At 70.7% G+C, this 15,468-nt stretch carries 16 protein-coding genes; 5 read left to right on the forward strand and 11 right to left on the reverse strand.

Annotated features, from left to right (window positions below; all coding sequences use genetic code 11):
- The first annotated feature begins 2 nt into the window (after positions 1-2).
- The 5 genes from BO39_RS03375 to BO39_RS03395 all read left to right on the forward strand — a co-directional run bounded on the left by BO39_RS03375 (position 3) and on the right by BO39_RS03395 (position 4,838).
- Complete coding sequence (locus BO39_RS03375) at positions 3-1,055, forward strand: ABC transporter substrate-binding protein (protein ID WP_052401409.1); 1,053 nt, start codon at positions 3-5, stop codon at positions 1,053-1,055.
- Positions 1,052-1,891 carry an ABC transporter permease gene (locus tag BO39_RS03380; protein WP_043830056.1) on the forward strand — a complete coding sequence of 280 codons (840 nt, stop codon included), beginning with the start codon at positions 1,052-1,054 and terminating at the stop codon, positions 1,889-1,891. Before BO39_RS03375 ends, BO39_RS03380 begins: the two co-directional genes overlap by 4 nt.
- Before the next feature lie 4 nt (positions 1,892-1,895).
- Positions 1,896-2,684, forward strand: coding sequence for an ABC transporter permease (locus tag BO39_RS03385; RefSeq protein ID WP_043830058.1), 789 nt, complete (start codon positions 1,896-1,898; stop codon positions 2,682-2,684).
- Positions 2,681-3,757: an ABC transporter ATP-binding protein gene (locus BO39_RS03390; RefSeq protein WP_043830060.1), complete on the forward strand. Its 1,077-nt coding sequence runs from the start codon at positions 2,681-2,683 to the stop codon at positions 3,755-3,757. The genes BO39_RS03385 and BO39_RS03390 overlap by 4 nt, the downstream gene beginning before the upstream one ends.
- Positions 3,758-3,971: 214 nt before the next feature.
- Positions 3,972-4,838, forward strand: a complete 867-nt coding sequence (locus tag BO39_RS03395; RefSeq protein ID WP_043830061.1) for a type 1 glutamine amidotransferase — start codon at positions 3,972-3,974, stop codon at positions 4,836-4,838.
- A 28-nt stretch (positions 4,839-4,866) separates the two neighbouring features.
- Here BO39_RS03395 and BO39_RS03400 read toward each other — a convergent pair whose 3' ends face one another.
- The 11 genes from BO39_RS03400 to BO39_RS03450 all read right to left on the reverse strand — a co-directional run bounded on the left by BO39_RS03400 (position 4,867) and on the right by BO39_RS03450 (position 15,468).
- Complete coding sequence (locus tag BO39_RS03400; protein ID WP_043830063.1) at positions 4,867-5,658, reverse strand: LOG family protein; 792 nt, start codon at positions 5,656-5,658, stop codon at positions 4,867-4,869.
- Between the two features lie 211 nt (positions 5,659-5,869).
- Entirely contained in the window at positions 5,870-6,433 is a 564-nt protein-coding gene (locus tag BO39_RS03405; RefSeq protein WP_084697818.1) for an NUDIX hydrolase, read from the reverse strand.
- A 197-nt stretch (positions 6,434-6,630) separates the two neighbouring features.
- Positions 6,631-7,305 carry an alpha/beta hydrolase gene (locus tag BO39_RS03410; RefSeq protein WP_043830067.1) on the reverse strand — a complete coding sequence of 225 codons (675 nt, stop codon included), beginning with the start codon at positions 7,303-7,305 and terminating at the stop codon, positions 6,631-6,633.
- A gap of 215 nt (positions 7,306-7,520) precedes the next feature.
- Positions 7,521-8,492, reverse strand: a complete 972-nt coding sequence (locus tag BO39_RS03415; RefSeq protein ID WP_043830069.1) for a TIGR03885 family FMN-dependent LLM class oxidoreductase — start codon at positions 8,490-8,492, stop codon at positions 7,521-7,523.
- 414 nt (positions 8,493-8,906) lie between these two features.
- Complete coding sequence (locus BO39_RS03420) at positions 8,907-9,266, reverse strand: response regulator (protein WP_043830071.1); 360 nt, start codon at positions 9,264-9,266, stop codon at positions 8,907-8,909.
- Positions 9,256-11,184 carry a PAS domain S-box protein gene (locus tag BO39_RS03425; protein ID WP_043830073.1) on the reverse strand — a complete coding sequence of 643 codons (1,929 nt, stop codon included), beginning with the start codon at positions 11,182-11,184 and terminating at the stop codon, positions 9,256-9,258. Before BO39_RS03425 ends, BO39_RS03420 begins: the two co-directional genes overlap by 11 nt.
- 188 nt (positions 11,185-11,372) lie before the next feature.
- Complete coding sequence (locus BO39_RS03430) at positions 11,373-12,209, reverse strand: creatininase family protein (protein ID WP_043830076.1); 837 nt, start codon at positions 12,207-12,209, stop codon at positions 11,373-11,375.
- Positions 12,210-12,220: 11 nt separating this feature from the next.
- A complete protein-coding gene (locus BO39_RS03435) occupies positions 12,221-12,916 on the reverse strand; it encodes an ABC transporter ATP-binding protein (RefSeq protein WP_043830078.1) in 696 nt (231 codons plus the stop codon).
- The gene (locus BO39_RS03440; RefSeq protein WP_043830080.1) at positions 12,903-13,664 is read right to left on the reverse strand and encodes an ABC transporter ATP-binding protein; all 762 of its coding nucleotides are present in this window, start codon (positions 13,662-13,664) and stop codon (positions 12,903-12,905) included. Before BO39_RS03440 ends, BO39_RS03435 begins: the two co-directional genes overlap by 14 nt.
- Positions 13,661-14,608: a branched-chain amino acid ABC transporter permease gene (locus BO39_RS03445; protein ID WP_043830082.1), complete on the reverse strand. Its 948-nt coding sequence runs from the start codon at positions 14,606-14,608 to the stop codon at positions 13,661-13,663. Before BO39_RS03445 ends, BO39_RS03440 begins: the two co-directional genes overlap by 4 nt.
- A complete protein-coding gene (locus tag BO39_RS03450; protein WP_043830084.1) occupies positions 14,605-15,468 on the reverse strand; it encodes a branched-chain amino acid ABC transporter permease in 864 nt (287 codons plus the stop codon). Before BO39_RS03450 ends, BO39_RS03445 begins: the two co-directional genes overlap by 4 nt.

The following is a 15,468-nucleotide window of genomic DNA, read 5'->3' on the forward strand; positions in this document are numbered from 1 at the left end:
GCATGGCACCGAATGGGTTCTCCCGCCGCGCGGCCCTGACCCTGGGCGGCGGTGCCGTGGCGGGGCTGGCCACGCCCTACTTCAAGCGCGTCCGCGCGGCCGAGGTGCTGCACGTCAACACCTGGGGCGGCATCTGGGAACGGGCCGCCATCAAGAACCTGTTCGAGCCCTTCACGCGCGACACGGGGGTCGAGATTCGGCCGGTCTCGCCCGTCTCCTTCGCCAAGCTGGCGCAGCAGGTCCGCAGCGGCGCCTACGAGTTCGACGTGACCACCCTCGGTGCCGGCGAGATCATCCGTGCCAACCAGGCGAACCTGCTGGAGAAGCTGGACAACACCGACCTGGTGAAGAACCCGCCCTTCCCGGGCGCGGCCTTCCAGAACGGAGCGAGCAGCCACGCTTTCGCGACGGTGATCGCCTACCAGAAGGCGAAATACCCGAATGGCGGCCCGCAGAACTGGGCCGACTTCTGGAACCTGCAGAAATTCCCCGGCAGCCGCTGCATGCAGCGCTACGCCGCCCGCATCCTGCCGATCGCCCTGGTGGCCGACGGTGTGCCGATGGACAAGCTCTACCCGCTCGACATCAACCGTGCCTTCGCCAGCCTCGACAGGATCAAGCCGGCGGTCCGGACCTGGTGGACGCAGGGGCAGCAGTCCCAGCAGCTGTTGCGGGACGGCGAGATCGACTGCATCGCCCTCTGGCACGCCCGCACGCTGGAGCTAATCGACCAGAACCAGCCTGTGGAGATCGTCTGGAATCAGGCGGAGATCGAGCGGGCCTACTGGGTGGTGGCGCGCGGCACGCCAAACCGCGACAACGCGTTTCGCTACCTGGAAGCCTCGGTGAAGCCGGAGCGCGTGGCCGGCTTCTGCCGCGACTCCGCGAACGGCCCGCTGAACCCGGCCGCCTTCAACTTCCTCAGCGAGGCCGATGCAGCGCGCATGCCGACCGCGCCGGCCTATCGCGGCAAGGTCTTCGAGCAGGACATCCTCAACTTCGGCGGGGACGTGAACGCCGCGACGCAGCGCTTCGAACGCTGGATCGGCACTTGAGCAAGTCGCTCGCCCCCGCACAGAGCAGCCTTCGCTCCTGGCTGCTCGTCGCGCCGCTGCTTGTATTCCTGACCGCCTTCTTTCTCGTGCCGCTCGCCCAGGTGGCCGTCATGAGCGTGAGCGACCCCGAATGGGGCCTCGGCCATTACGTGGATATCGCGACGGATGGCTTTCATCTGCGCGTCCTGGGCGACACCTTCCTCACGGCCCTCATCGTCTCGCTCTGCTGCCTCCTCCTGGGGTTTCCCCTGGCCTATGCCATGGCGGCCGCGCCGCCGGGGCTGGCCGCCGCGATGATGGTGGTGGTGACGATGAGCTTCTGGACGAGCTTCCTCGTCCGCACCTATGCCTGGATGGTGCTGCTCGGCTCGCGCGGGCCTGTCGCGCATCTCTTCTCGTGGTTCGGGTTCACGGCGCCGGAGCTGCTCTTCACCCGCTTCAGCTCAACGGTGGCGATGACGCACATCCTGCTGCCCTACATGGTCCTCAGCCTCTACGGCGTGCTGAAGCGGATCGAGCCCTCGCTGCCGCGCTCGGCGGCCAGCCTGGGCGCACCGCCGTCCTTCGTCATCCGGCACGTCGTGCTGCCCCTGGCGGCGCCCGGCATCGTCAACGGCCTCACGCTCGTCTTCGTCCTCTGCCTCGGCTTCTACGTCACGCCCATCCTGCTCGGTTCCCCGCGGGAACAGATGGTGGCAGGCGTCATCGGCCAGCAGGTGGAGGAATTCCTTGCTTTCGGCGAGGCCTCGGCCATGGCGGTGGTCCTGCTCGCCAGCACACTGGTGGTGCTCGGCCTCTATCACCGCCGCTTCGGCCTCGACCGGCTCTGGGGCTGACGCGATGCGCCTGGCCCTGATCCTCTTCGGCGCGGTCGTGCTCGCCTTCGTGGCCATGCCGCTGCTCATCGTCGTGCCGATGTCCTTCAGCACCGCCGTCTCGCTCGAATTTCCGCCGCCGGGCTGGTGGACGGGCTACTACGCTGCCTATTTCAGCGATGCGCGCTGGACGACGCCCACCCTCAACAGCCTGGGCATCGCGGCCGCTGTCTCGGTGCTGACGGTCCTGCTGGTCACCCCCGCCACCTTCGCCGTGGTTCGCCACCGCTTCGTGGGGAAGGGGCTGGTGAACCTGGCGCTCATGCTGCCGCTGGCGGTGCCGCACATCGTCATGGCCATCGGCTACTACGCTTTCCTGGCCGATATCCGCCTGCTCCAGACCTTCCCGGGCATCGTCCTCGCGCACACCGCCCTCTCGGTTCCGCTCGCCTTCCTCGTCCTCTCGGCCAATCTCAAGGGTTTCGACCGCGGACTGGAGCGGGCGGCGCTCTCGCTCGGCGCGACGCCGGCGCGCACCTTCCTGCATGTCACCATGCCCGTGCTCTGGCCAGGCTTCGCGGCCGCCGCCCTCTTCGCCTTCGTGCAGAGCTTCGACGAGACGGTGGTCGCCCTCTTCATCTCCGGCCGCGACACCGAGACCCTGCCGCGCAAGATGTTCGACAGCATCCGCACCACCGCCGACCCGGTGATCGCCGTTGTCTCCACCCTGCTCTTCGCCGCGGTTGCCGTGCTGGTCATCGCGCCCGTCCTCTGGCGCGCGGTGTCGCGCCGCCGATCGGAAGCCCGCCCGTGACCAAGCCCTACCTGGAGCTCGAGAACCTCGCCAAGAGCTATGACGGCCGCACGCATGCCCTGCACAGCGTGAACCTCTCGGTTGCCAAGGGCGAGTTCATCACCTTCCTGGGCCCCAGCGGCTCCGGCAAGACCACCACGCTCATGCTCATCGCGGGGTTCGAGGCGGCGAGCGAGGGCGAGATCCGGGTGAACGGCGCCTCCATCACCCGCGTGCCGCCGCATCGGCGGGACATCGGCATCGTCTTCCAGAACTACGCCCTGTTCCCTCACCGCACGGCGTTGGGCAATGTCATGTTCCCCCTGCAGATGCGGAAGATGCCGAAGGCAATGGCGGCCGAGAAGGCGCGCGCCATGCTCGACCTCGTGGGGCTCGCGCGCTTCGCGGAGCGCCATCCCCGCGAGATGTCGGGCGGCCAGCAGCAGCGCGTGGCCCTCGCCCGCGCCCTCGTCTTCGACCCCGCGCTCCTGCTACTCGACGAGCCGCTCGGCGCGCTGGACAAGAACCTGCGCGAGGGGCTGCAGATCGAGATCAAGCGCATCCAGCGAGGCCTCGGCGTCACGACCATCTTCGTCACGCATGACCAGTCCGAGGCGATGGCCATGTCGGATCGCATCGTGGTGTTCGAGGGCGGCCGCATCCAGCAGGCCGGTGCGCCGCTCGAGGTCTATAACCGGCCGGCCAACGAGTTCGTGGCGCGCTTCGTGGGGGACAGCAACTTGCTGCCCATCCGCCTGACCGATCCGGCCGCCGGCCTTGGCGAGGTTGCAGGGATAGGGCCCGTTCGCGTACCAGCGCAGCCCGGCCGCCAGGCCGGAGACCGGGCGACGCTCCTCCTCCGCCCCGAAGCCTTCGGCCTGCCAAATGGGGAAGCCATCAATGCCTTTCGCATGCGGGTCGGAGCGGTCGTGCATTTCGGCGACAGCGCCCTTCTGATCGGCCGTGCCGGTGAGACGGACGTAAGAGCCCGGCTTCCGGGTCTTGCGGCGCAGGGCATCGCCGAAGGAACGGAGATCAGCCTCTCCTGGAGCCCCGTTTCGGCTCATCTCCTGCCGGCCGCGAAGGAGTCCTGACCGCCGCAACCCGGCATCCGGCGGGGATGGAAGCGCGACGACGCGCGGCACGCGCCGGCAGGAGGGCCAATCAGGCATCGAAGCGGACCGGGCCTGCGCGCAAGGAATGGCGGCTGCTCTTGTGAGCGGCCGCCGCAACCCGAAATGAGAGGCCCGCTCCTCTGATCGTCGCACAGCGATCGGCCACACCCGCACCAAAGGTCCCTCGCGCGCGATGACGACGCTTCGCTTCCTTGTTGCCGAGAGCGAGACCGCGGAGGATCGCGAGCGGCGCCGGGCGAGCGTCGGGCGCAGCAGCGGCGAGACCTATCTCGGTACGCTCCGCGCGATCGTGCCGGATGCGGATTGCGAGCTGGCAAGGCCGGCGGAAGAGGGTGCGGCCGCGCCGGATGCCGCGGCGCTGAGCGGCTACGACGCCGTCTTCCTCACGGGCTCGCCGCTCCACGTCTACGACGACACGCCGGAGGTGCGCCGGCAGCTCGCCTTCATGCGCGACGTGTTCCGCTCCGGGACGCCCTCCTTCGGCTCCTGCGCCGGGCTGCAGGTGGCCACGGCCGCGGCCGGCGGCACGGTGCGAAGGAACCGGCGCGGCCACGAGGCCGCCTTTGCCCGCCGCATCACCGCAACCACGGAGGGGCGCGATCACCCGCTGCTGGCAGGCAGGCCTGCCGCCTGGGACGCTCTCGCCATCCATTCCGACGAGGTGGAGCGCCTGCCCGAGGGCGCGACGCTGCTGGCGGGAAACGGCGTGAGCGCGGTGCAGGCCGCCGAGATCCGGCATGAGGGGGGGATCTTCTGGGGCGTGCAGTACCACCCCGAGTTGCCGCTGGACGAGGCGGCGGCGGCGCTGCGCCGCCAGGCCGCAGACCTGATCGAGCAGGGGCTGGCGCGAGACGAGGCGGCCGTCGAGGCCTACGCCTCCCTGATCGAGGCGCTGCACCGGGAGCCGGAACGCCGCGACCTCGCCTGGCAACTCGGCCTCGATCCGCAGGTCACCGATGCGGACCGGCGGAGGACGGAGCTCCGCAACTTCATCGAGCAGCTCGTGCGGCCGACACAGAGAGCGCGCGGCAGGGCCTGATCTCCGCGGCCAGGGGCCAGCACGCGCGTCAAACCTCCTTGCCGCCCGGGGCAGCCACCTCCCCCAGCCCCTGTTTCACGAGGCAGGTCCAGGCGGACTCGGCGTCGGCGGCGAAGTGGAACAGCCCGAGATCGGCCGGCGCGATCATCCCGGCCTCCAGCAGGGCATCGAGGTTGACGACCGATCGCCAGTAACCCTCGTCCACGAGCACGATGGGCACCTTCTGCACCTTGTCGGTCTGCCGCAGCGTCAGCAGCTCGAACAGCTCGTCCAAGGTGCCGAAGCCGCCGGGAAACACCACCAGGGCATTGGCGCGCATCGCGAGGTGCATCTTGCGCAGCGCGAAGTAGTGGAAGCGGAAGGTCAGCTCCGGTGTCGAGTAGGCGTTCGGCTCCTGCTCGTGCGGCAGCATGATGTTGAAGCCGATCGAGGGCGCGCCCGCATCCCCCGCCCCGCGGTTGGCGGCCTCCATGATGCCCGGCCCGCCGCCCGTCGCGATCACGTTGTCCCGGATGCCGGACCGTCCCAGGAAGGCCCCGCCGCGCTCGGAGGCGATGCGCCCGAAGGCTCTGGCCTCGCTGTACCAGAAGGGATGCCGGCCAGGCCCGTCCTCCCGTACCCGCGCGCTGCCGAACACGACGATGGTCGAGCGCACCTGCCAGGCCCGCAGCGCCTCGTCGGCCTTGGCGAATTCGAGAAGGAAGCGGACCCCGCGCATGGAGGGGTTGAGGAGGAAGTCCGGATCGAGCACGGCAAGCCGGTAGGAGGGCGAGGCCAGTTGCGCCGCATTCGGCTTGGCGGGGGGCGGGCTATCGTTCATCGGTTCTCCGTATAGCGGGCTGCCCGCACCCCATCCGTCAAGGCGGCGATGATGGTCGCGCGAAGCGCACCGCATCCACCAGGGCCTGCTGCGGCGAGAAGCATCCTCCCTACGGGCCGCGGCCGTCCAGGCAGAGGCGGGGGCCGCCCGGCGCCCCGTCGAGGCGCCGCATGAACGACGCGCCGCCAAGGGTCAGGCTCGAGGAGCAGCCCTACGCCGTCCCCACCTTCCGCCTCTCCGTCCGGGCGGCGAGGTAGGCGGCGACCGGCCCGGTGAGGGGAATGCGCCGCAGGTCATCGGCAGAGACGAGCCTGGCTCCCACGATCTCCCGACCGTCGAACTCCAGCTCGGGCGGTTGCTCCAGCCGCAGCTCGAAGAAGTGCACCCGGTCGTGCCGGCCGTCCCAGAGGCCGGACAGCTCGCCCGCGGGCGCGAGGGCTCCGCAGACCAGGCCTACCTCCTCCGCCAGCTCGCGCCGCGCAGCCTCCTCGGGCGGCTCGCCGCGCCGGAGGCCGCCACCCGGGAAGTTCCACTCGGCACGGTAGGACGAGCGCACCAGCAGCAGCGCCGACCCGACCCAGATCGCCACCAGGGCGCCCTCGTGATGGGGCCGCGACAGGTGCCACCAGGCCCGGGCCATGGGGAAGAGAGCCCTGTAGGCAAGGCGCCAGAGGACATCCACCGGCCAGCCGCGGGCGAGGCCGCGGCGCCCGGGTGAAGCGGCGGGCACTATGTCCCATGTCCCGCCGGCCCAGGCCGACCGCGGATAGTTCATCTCGCCCCTCTCTCGCGCCAACGTTGCAACCTTCCGCCGGCCTCCCGGCGAGCACGATAGGCGGCAGTTTCGATCTCCCCGCCGAGGTTGCCGCGCCACAAACGTTTCAGAAAGAGAAAAGATTACGCCCGGCGGCAGGTGGTCGACTTACTGGCCATTGGTGAGAGCCGCATTGCGACGGCGCGGCGCCGCGCCCCTTACCCCGCAAGCATCGCGAAGGCCTCTTCAGCCATCGCGGGCGGCACGTGGTGGCCGCCGGCGAACTCGCGATAACGAACCTCATAACCTGCGCGCCGCAGGCGGGGCACGAGCCGGCGGCTGCAGCGGTCGATGGGCAGCACCTCGTCCGATATTCCGTGCGAGACGAAGATCAACGGCCACCCCACCGGCTCCGGCGGTGCCGCGAAGCCGGGGGAGAAGGCAATGGCGTGGGTGAAGAGGTCGCCATTCCCGATGGCGAGCGAGAGCGCGTAGGAGGCGCCGTCCGAGAAGCCGGCCAGCGCGATGCGCCGCGGATCGATGCCGTGCTGCCGGAAAACCTCCTCCAGCGCATGGTCCAGGAAGGCGACGTCCGGGCCGTAGCCGCCCATGATGACGTCCCAGGTCGGGCCGCGGCTCTCGGGCAGCAGCAAGATCGCACCCGGCGCGGCGGCCTCGATCAGCCCGAGGGTTCCCGCCGCGCTGCCTCCTGCCCCGTGCAGCATGACAACCAGCGGCAGCGGGCCGGAAGCACCCTCCGGCACCTGCAGGATGCCGTCGCGCCCCGCGGCGAGGCCCAGCGCCCGGCGCCCCGGCACGCCCGGATTCCTTGCCTCCTCAGGGCGCGCCAGCAGCCGCCCCCGCGCCGCTTCGGCGCCGATGGTGCCACTCATCGGGAAGGAACGTTCCTCACCGGGGCCCCTCGGAGCCGAGGCGCGTTGCGGCGCCGGGCGGTGGGGAATTGCTGCTCATCACACCCGCTCCTGGCCGGGATGAACCGGCATTCCTGCGCCCGCCTGGGCTCCACCGTCTCACGACCCGGCCGAGCATGCGCGGCAGAGGCGTCGGCTCCACAACCTATGATGCTCCCGGCCCGGGCGCCGGGGCCTCAACCCCGCAGCGCCGGCAGCACCTTCTCACCGAAGGCCTCGATGAAGGCGCGCTGGCCGGTGCCGACATTGTGCAGGTCGATGCTCTCGAACCCCAGCGCGGCGCACTCCCCCAGCCAGTCCACGAAGGCGGCAGGATCAGCCGAGATGCGCACGGCCTGGCGCATATCCTCCGGCCGCACGAAGCGGGCGGCGGTCTCGAACTGGGCGGGCGAGCGCAACTCCCAGTTCACGTCGCTGCCGAGCAGGTTGAAGCGCCATTGCTCATGGGCCTGGCGCAGCGCTTCCTCCTCGGTGGCAGCAAGGCAGAGATCCACCTTCAGGTAGACCGGCTTGCCCTCGCCGCCGCCGCGGCGGAAGGCCTCGATCGTCCGCCGCAGCGTCGCGGGCTCCGTGCCGACCGTCAGCAGCCCGTCCGCCCAACCGCCGAGCCACTCCGCCGTCTTCTCGCTGGTGGCCGCCCCGACGAGGCGCGTGGCCTGCTCAGGGCGCGACCACAGGCGGGCCTCCACCACGCTCACCCGGCCGCGATGCGTCACGGTCTCGCCGGCCAGCAGGGCGCGCATGATCTCCGCCCCTTCCTTCAGCCGGGCGTTGCGCTCCGCCTTTTCGGGCCAGGGCTGGCCGCTCACCGCCTCGTTCATCGCCTGCCCGCTGCCCAGCGCCACCCAGGGCAGGCGGCCCGGGAACATCGCCCCCAGCGTGGCGACGGCCTGGGCGAGGACGGCGGGACTGTAGCGCCAGCCGCCGGGCACGCTGATGACGCCGAACTGCAGCCCTTTCGTCGCCTGCATCGCGGCCCCCAGCCAAGCCCAGGCGAAGCCGGAATGGCCCTGCGCCGGTGCCCAGGGCTGGAGGTGGTCGGAGGAAAAGGCCCCGTCGAACCCCGCCGCCTCGGCCTCCTGCACCAATTGCAGCAACTCGCCGGGCGGGAACTGCTCGTGGGAGATGTGATAGCTGAACCGCGTCATCGCGGGCGACCTCGTTCGACATGGCCGCGGCACGCCGGGGGCGGCGCCACGGGAATTCCGGCCGCGCGGAGGGAACCCGGCGCCACACGGCCCGGGCCTCTCTCCGCCCCCAGGGCCGCCGATACCCGCTGCGTGCGGGCGCTGCATCCTCACCGGTCACGCCAAGCCCGGCACGACCTCCACCCCTCCCCGCCAGGGAGGAGCTCGCCGCGGCCGGGAGGCTTCGCCGGGCACCGCCCCGCGTCAGGCCCAGATCCGGCGCCGTGACGGGACTTATCGGCGGCGATGCGCGCCGGACTTAACCTGTGAGAGCGGCAAGGGGGCGGCGGCGGGACTTCATGGAAGCGTGATCGCAATGCGCTCCCGGTTGGCGCCGCTCGCGCGCCCGCCGAGGGACCGACCATGGCGAGGGCCTTAGGACGGAAGGGCGCGCTGGAGAGCGCGCGTGATCTCGCGCAGCGCCACCGGCTTCTCGCAGCGGGGCAGGTGGGCGTAGCGCTCGGGAAGGGAGCCGGCGTCGTAGCCGGTCGTGAGCACCACCGGGACATTCCGGCCCACCAGCAGGTCCACGACCGGCCAGATCATGCCCCCGCCCAGGTTCACGTCCAGCAGCGCGGCGTCGATCCGCTCCTCGCCCTCGGCCATGGCCAGCGCGGCCGGGACCGTGGCCACGGGGCCGAGCACCTCGGCCCCCTCCTCCGCCAGCGCCTCGGCGACCTCTTCGGCGATGTGGTACTCGTCCTCGACAACGAGGATCCGACGGTTATGGAGCATGCTCACCTCCCCGTGGCCATGTCGCGGGTTCTTCATCTTCCGGGTCGCGCAGGGGCAGGGCGATCCGGCAACGCACCCCGTCCGGCATGAACTCAAGCCGTGTCCTGGCCTGCAACTGGTAGGGCAGCGCGCGCTCGATCAACTCCCGCCCGTAGCCCCGCCGCTCGACCGAGGGGGCTGGCATCGCCACCCCGCTCTCCTCCCAGTCCAGCAGGAGGAGGGGCGGACCCCGCCCATCCTCCAGGCGCCAGATGACCTTGAGGCGGCCGTCGGGCTGGCCGATCGCGCCGTGCTTCACCGCGTTGGTGGCCAGCTCGTGCAGCGCGAGCGCGAGGGGCTGCACCTTGTCGCCCGGCAGCTGCAGCGGCGGCCCGCTCACGACGATCCGCTCCGAGGTCCCGTCCCCGGCCGCCATCAGCTCGGCATCCAGCAGGTCCGCCAGCGCGACCTCCCAGGTCGGGGAGCGCGAGAGGAAGCCCTGCACCCGCCCGAGCGCGCTCAGGCGCGCCTCGTACTCCTCCCGCCCGGGAGATGGGTCGAAGCTGCGCCTGGCGATGGAGCGCACCACGCCCAGAAGGTTGCGGGTGCGGTGCTGTAGCTCCGCGACAAGGATGGACTGCTGGCCCTGCAGGCGTTTGAGGTCGTCGATATCGGTCGAGGTGCCCAGCCACTCGAGAATACGGCTCTCCGGCCGGGGGACGGACGCCTCGTCACGCAGCGGCACGGCACGGGTCCGGTGCCAGCGGTAGCTGCCGTCAGCGGCGCGGCGCAGCCGGAACTCCACATCCAGCGCCCCGCACGCGCGCGCCTCGTGCCAGGCGTCCACCGCGGCGGCACGGTCGTCGGGATGCACGGCGCGCAGCCAGCCCCGGCCATGGGTCTCCTCCTGGCGCTGGCCGGTATAGGCCAGCCATTGCGGGCTGCCCCAGGTCCATTGCCCCTCGCCGTCAGAGCGCCACACGAGCTGCGGCATGCCCTCGACGAGGACGCGGAAGCGCTCCTTCTCCTCCTCCAGGCGCCGCTCGGCCATCAGCCGCTCGGTCATGTCCTGGCCGATCTTGAGGAAGCCGAGGAGGGTGCCGTCGGGATCGCGCAGCGCCCGCGTGGACCCCTCGATGAAGACCCGCTCCCCGCCCTTGCGGAGGTGCCAGCGGACATTCGGCGCAACCCCCTCCCGACTGGCCGTTTCCGTCTCCCACGCGTCCCGGTTCTCCTGCCGGTCCTCCGGCGTGAAGATGATGGCGGAGGGCTGCCCGATCACCTCCTCCGCCGCCCAGCCATAGACGGCCCGGGCACCGGGCAGCCAGTCGGTGATCCGGTCCTCCGGATCGGTGAGGAAGATGCCGTAGTCGAGCGCCTGCTCGACGGTGAGGCGGAACCGCTCCTCCGTGGAGCGCAGGGTGCGGGCGATGAGCAGGCGGTCGATCACCGGGCCCAGGATGGCGGTGTAGGTGCGCAGGAAACGGATATCGTCCTCGCCGAAGTCGCGGGGCTCGGTGGCATCCACCTGCAGAAGGCCGAAAGGGCGCCCGCCCGGCAGGAAGATCGGCACGTTCACGAAGGAGACCACCCCCGCCTCCTTCATGAAGGCGGGGACGTCGAAGCGGTCCTCCCTGGCCACATCCTGCGAGATGACCGGCCGCCCCTCGTCGATCGCGAAGGTCTCCGAGGAGTGCTCCTCCATCGGCAGGCGCAGCCGGCCGACGATGCCGGTCTCCCAACCCACGCCCGCGCGGACGAGAAGCTGCCGTTCGGTCTCCAGGATTTCCAGGATCTTGGCCCGCCCGGTCCCGAGCGCCTCCCCCACGAGGCGGCAGGCCTCGTCGAGAACCTCGTTGAGATCCTGCGAGCGCAGGGCGGCCTCGCCGAAATCACCGAGCACCCGCTGCCGCTTCATCATGGTCTCGGGATGGGACATCGGCGGTTCCGTCACGGGCGTCCCCCCCTCTCGGAGGGGGAGCGACGCCGCAACGGGCTCTGGGGCACCTTCATGTCCATTTCAACGCCGTGACGCTCGGCTGGCTGCCAAGCCGGGGCCTAAAGCCGGCCCGCACCACGAGATTGGGGCCCCTGCCCGGCGGGCGAGCCGCGGAACGGAGAGGCGCCTCAGGGCGCCGGGGCCGGCCCCGCCACGGCCGCGGCCATCACCCGCGCCGTCTCGTCGTAGTGCCTCCACAACTCCGGGTCGATCGGGTTCGGGGCGCCGAAATAGCCGTCCGGCGTCAGGCGCCGCGCGGCCTCCCCGCCCTTGCGCCATTCCTGCAAATCCGCGAGCGTGAGCCTCGTCGGTTGCAAGCCCCGCAAGGCGTCGTGGTCCACCGTCTCCGGCCGGTAGCGCATGATCGCGGCCGTCTCGTACTCGTCCGCGTGGACGCCGAGGATGCCCGTGAGGCGGAAGCCCTCCATCGCCGGAACGGGCTCCCAGGGAACCCAGATGGGCTCGCGCCCCGTCTGCCCGATCCGCTCGTACATGCGCCAGCGGAAGGGCGCGTAGAGCCAGCGGGCGCCGCTGAGACCCTCCGCGTGAAGGGCGGTCAGCACGTCGCGGATCATCTCGTTGTGCAGCCGGTCGCCGTGGTGGCTGACGAGCAGGATCTCGCCGAAGCCGTTCGCCGAGAGCGAGGTGATCACGTCCCGCAGCAGGGCGGTCGCTGTCTCCGGGCGGATGCGAAAGCTGCCCGGGAACTCGCCGAGGATGCCGTTGATGCCCCAGTAATAGGGCGGCGCGATCACCGCCTCCCGTCCCAGCCCGGCCATGTAGCGGCGCGTGGCGCGGCACAGTTCCAGCGCGACGAAGGCGTCGGTGCCGACGGGCAGGTGCGGTCCGTGGCACTCGATGACGCCAACGGGCAGCAACGCGACCGCGCCGCGCCCGGCGGCGGCCCGGATGGCGGTGCCCGTCATCTCCGCCATCGTGCCCGCCATCAGCGAATCCGTCGGCATGGCCGCCTCCTCTACACCGCGATCCAGCGCCGGACCTGATCGAAATCCGCCAGCAGATCCGCCGAGCGTCCCTCCAGCACGACCCGCCCGCGGTCGAGCACGACGGCCCGGTCGCTCAGGCCCAGCGCGTCCTCGGCGTGCTGCTCCACGATCACCGTCGCGAAGCCCTTCTCCGCGCGCAGGCGGCGCAGCGTCGCCTCCAGCTCCTCCACGATCACCGGCGCAAGCCCCTCGAAGGGTTCGTCCAGCAGCAGGAGGCGAGGGTTGGTCATCAGCGTGCGGCACATGGCGAGCATCTGCTGCTCACCGCCCGAAAGCTTGTCGCCCATGTTGCGGCGGCGCTCCTGCAGGCGGGGGAACATATCGTAGGCATCGCGCAGCCCGAAGGGACCCGGACGGCGCGCGACGAGCAGGTTCTCCTCCACGGTGAGGGAGGGGAAGATGTCGCGCTCCTGCGGCACCCAGCCGATACCCAGGCGCACCCGCGCGTAGGCGGGCACGGCCGCGATATCCCTCCCCTGCCAGCGCAGCGCCCCCGCGAAGCGCCGCGCATGGCCCATGATGGCGAGCATCAGCGTCGTCTTGCCGACGCCGTTGCGGCCGAGAACCGCCAGCCCCTCCCCGTCCTCGACCGAGAGGCTCATCCTCTCGAGGACCACGGCCTCGCCGTAGCCGGCGGTCAGGCCCTCGACCTCAAGCAGCGCCATGATGCCCCCTGCGGCCGAGATAGACCTCGCGCACGCGCTCGTCCGCCTGGATCTCGGCCGGCGTGCCCTCCGTCATGATCCGGCCGCCGACGAGCACGGTGATCCGCTCGGCGAAGCGGAAGACAAGGCCCATGTCGTGCTCCACGAAGAGCAGCGTCAGGTCCCGTGGCAGGGCGTTGATCCGCTCGAAGATGGACTCGCTCTGCGCCGCGGGAACGCCCGCCGCCGGCTCGTCCAGCACCAGCACCCGCGGCCGAGTGGCGAGCGCGATGGCGATCTCAACAAGGCGCTGGGAGCCGTAGGGCAGCGAGCGCACGGGGCGGTCGGCCATTTCCTCCAGATGCGCGAAGGAGAGGTGCTCGCGCGCCTCCTCCGCCACGGCGCGGTCGGCGGCGAAGGAGCGCCAGAACTGGCGCGTCTTCCGCTCCCGCTCAAGGATGGCGAGGGAGACGTTCTCAATCACCGTCAGCCCGCGGAAGAGCTGGTTGATCTGGAAGGTGCGCGCGAGGCCCCGCCGCACGCGCTCTGCCTGCGAAAGCACCGTGACATCCTGCCCGGCGACGCGGATCCGCCCCGCCGTGGCCGGCACGTTGCCGGTCAGCGCGTGGACGAGCGAGGTCTTGCCCGCCCCGTTCGGCCCGATCAGCGCGTGCCGTGCCCCCGCCTCGACGCGCAGCGAGACATCGCCCACCGCCGTGAAGTGGCCGTAGCGGAGGGTGAGGCCCTCCGTCTCGATAGCGGGCGTCATTCCCAACCCCGCAGCCGGCGCAGCAGGGCCGAGACGCCGCCCGCGATGCCCCCGCGCAGGACGAAGACCGAGAGCATGAGCACGAGGCCAATCCCGAGATGCCAATATTTCGGGCTCATCGCCGAGAGCGCGTCTTTGAGATAGCTGAAGCCCACGGCGCCCAGCACCACGCCGGGGATGCTGCCCGTGCCCCCAAGGGTCGCCATCATCATCACCTCCGCCGAGCGCTCGAAGCCGAGCATGTCGAGCGAGGCGAAGTTGCTCGTCTGCGCCAGCAGCGCGCCGGCGAGCCCGGCGATCCCACCGGAGATGGTATAGGCCGTGGCGAGGTGGCGGCGCACCGGCGCGCCGATGGCCGGCATGCGCCGCACGTTCTCCCGGATGCCGCGCAGCGCGAGGCCGAAGGGCGAGGTCGTCAGCCGCCAGAGGAAGGCATAGACGAGCACCAGCGCGGCCAGGCTGTACCAGAAGGCCGTCTCCCCCGCGAAGTCGAAGCGGAACAGGCCCAGCACCGGCCCCATGGTGAAGTCCGACATGCCGTCCGCTCCGCCCGTCAGCCAGCGCGCCTGGTTCGCGGCCTCCAGCATCAGGAAGCCGATCCCGAGCGTCACCAGCAGCCGCGTCAGGTCGTTCCCGACCACGACGATGCGCGTGAGCAGCAGCGCGAGCAACCCGCTGAGGAGAAGCGCCGCCAGCAGTCCGACGACCGGCTCCGTCACCCCATGGGCCGCGAGGACGGCAGCGGTATAGGCGCCCATCCCGAAGAACACCGCGTGCCCCAGCGACACCACGCCCGCATGCCCTTGCAGCAGATCATAGGCGAGGGCGAAGATGGCGAGGATGAACAGCGTGTTCAGCAGGCTGAGGTACTCGGGGAAGAGGAAGAAGCTGGCGACGGCTGCCAGCAGGAGCGGCAGCCCGGCGCCGATGCGGATCAGCCTCACGCCGCCCTCCCCGCCAGGCCGCGCGGGAAGAAGATCATCATCAGCACGAGCAGCGCGTAGATGACGTAGTTGCCGACCTCCGGCACGAGGTACTTGAACAGTGCGTCGATCGCGCCGATCGCGATGGCCGCGGCGAAGGACCCGCCGATCGAGCCCGGCCCGCCGATCGCGACCACCATCAGCACCAGCACGAGGTACTTGAAGGGAAAGGTCGGATCGAGCCCGAGGAAGCCCACGGCCAACGCGCCGCCCAGCCCCGCGAAGGCGGCCCCCAGCCCGAAGGTAAGGGCGAAGAGCCGGTCCACGTTGATCCCGATCCCCTCCGCCGCGCGCCGGTCGTCAACCGCCGCCCGCACGCGCGCGCCGAAGAGGGTGAAGTTGAACAGCGCCATCAGCAGCCCCGCCGCGACCAGCCCGAACAGGACGAGGAACAGCCTGTAGCCGGTGATCCCGACGCCGAGGAAGCCGACGCGCGCGGTCAGCCAGTCCGGCAGCAGCATTGGCTGCTGCTGCGGTCCGAACAGGATGTTCGCCACCGCCCCCGCCGCGAAGGCGAGGCCGATGGAAAACAGCACCTGCTGCAACTCCGGCATGGGATAGACGTGGCGGATGACGGAGCGCTCCAGCACCACGCCGATCAGCCCGGTGACAACAGCCGCCGCCGGCAGGGTGAGCAGGAAGGGCACGCCGAAGCCGTTCAGCAGCACCACCGCCACATAGCCCCCGCACATGGCGAAGGCGCCATGGGCAAGGTTGATGAAGCGCATCAGCCCGAGCGTGACCGACAGGCCGATGGAGAAGAGGAACAGCAGCATTCCGTAGGCGATGCCGTCCGCGAGAATGCTGATGAGGCCGGACAT

This window comes from Roseomonas aerilata DSM 19363 (assembly GCF_000711725.1).
GTDB classification, from domain to species: domain Bacteria; phylum Pseudomonadota; class Alphaproteobacteria; order Acetobacterales; family Acetobacteraceae; genus Roseomonas; species Roseomonas aerilata.

Coding starts and splice junctions, on each gene's coding strand:
- BO39_RS03395 (WP_043830061.1), top strand. CDS start 3,972: ATGACGACGCTTCGCTTCCTTGTTGCCGAGAGCGAGACCGCGGAGGAT.
- BO39_RS03400 (WP_043830063.1), bottom strand. CDS start 5,658: ATGAACGATAGCCCGCCCCCCGCCAAGCCGAATGCGGCGCAACTGGCC.
- BO39_RS03385 (WP_043830058.1), top strand. CDS start 1,896: ATGCGCCTGGCCCTGATCCTCTTCGGCGCGGTCGTGCTCGCCTTCGTG.
- BO39_RS03435 (WP_043830078.1), bottom strand. CDS start 12,916: ATGGCGCTGCTTGAGGTCGAGGGCCTGACCGCCGGCTACGGCGAGGCC.
- BO39_RS03375 (WP_052401409.1), top strand. CDS start 3: ATGGCACCGAATGGGTTCTCCCGCCGCGCGGCCCTGACCCTGGGCGGC.
- BO39_RS03425 (WP_043830073.1), bottom strand. CDS start 11,184: ATGTCCCATCCCGAGACCATGATGAAGCGGCAGCGGGTGCTCGGTGAT.
- BO39_RS03415 (WP_043830069.1), bottom strand. CDS start 8,492: ATGACGCGGTTCAGCTATCACATCTCCCACGAGCAGTTCCCGCCCGGC.
- BO39_RS03440 (WP_043830080.1), bottom strand. CDS start 13,664: ATGACGCCCGCTATCGAGACGGAGGGCCTCACCCTCCGCTACGGCCAC.
- BO39_RS03405 (WP_084697818.1), bottom strand. CDS start 6,433: ATGAACTATCCGCGGTCGGCCTGGGCCGGCGGGACATGGGACATAGTG.
- BO39_RS03430 (WP_043830076.1), bottom strand. CDS start 12,209: ATGCCGACGGATTCGCTGATGGCGGGCACGATGGCGGAGATGACGGGC.
- BO39_RS03410 (WP_043830067.1), bottom strand. CDS start 7,305: ATGAGTGGCACCATCGGCGCCGAAGCGGCGCGGGGGCGGCTGCTGGCG.
- BO39_RS03420 (WP_043830071.1), bottom strand. CDS start 9,266: ATGCTCCATAACCGTCGGATCCTCGTTGTCGAGGACGAGTACCACATC.
- BO39_RS03450 (WP_043830084.1), bottom strand. CDS start 15,468: ATGTCCGGCCTCATCAGCATTCTCGCGGACGGCATCGCCTACGGAATG.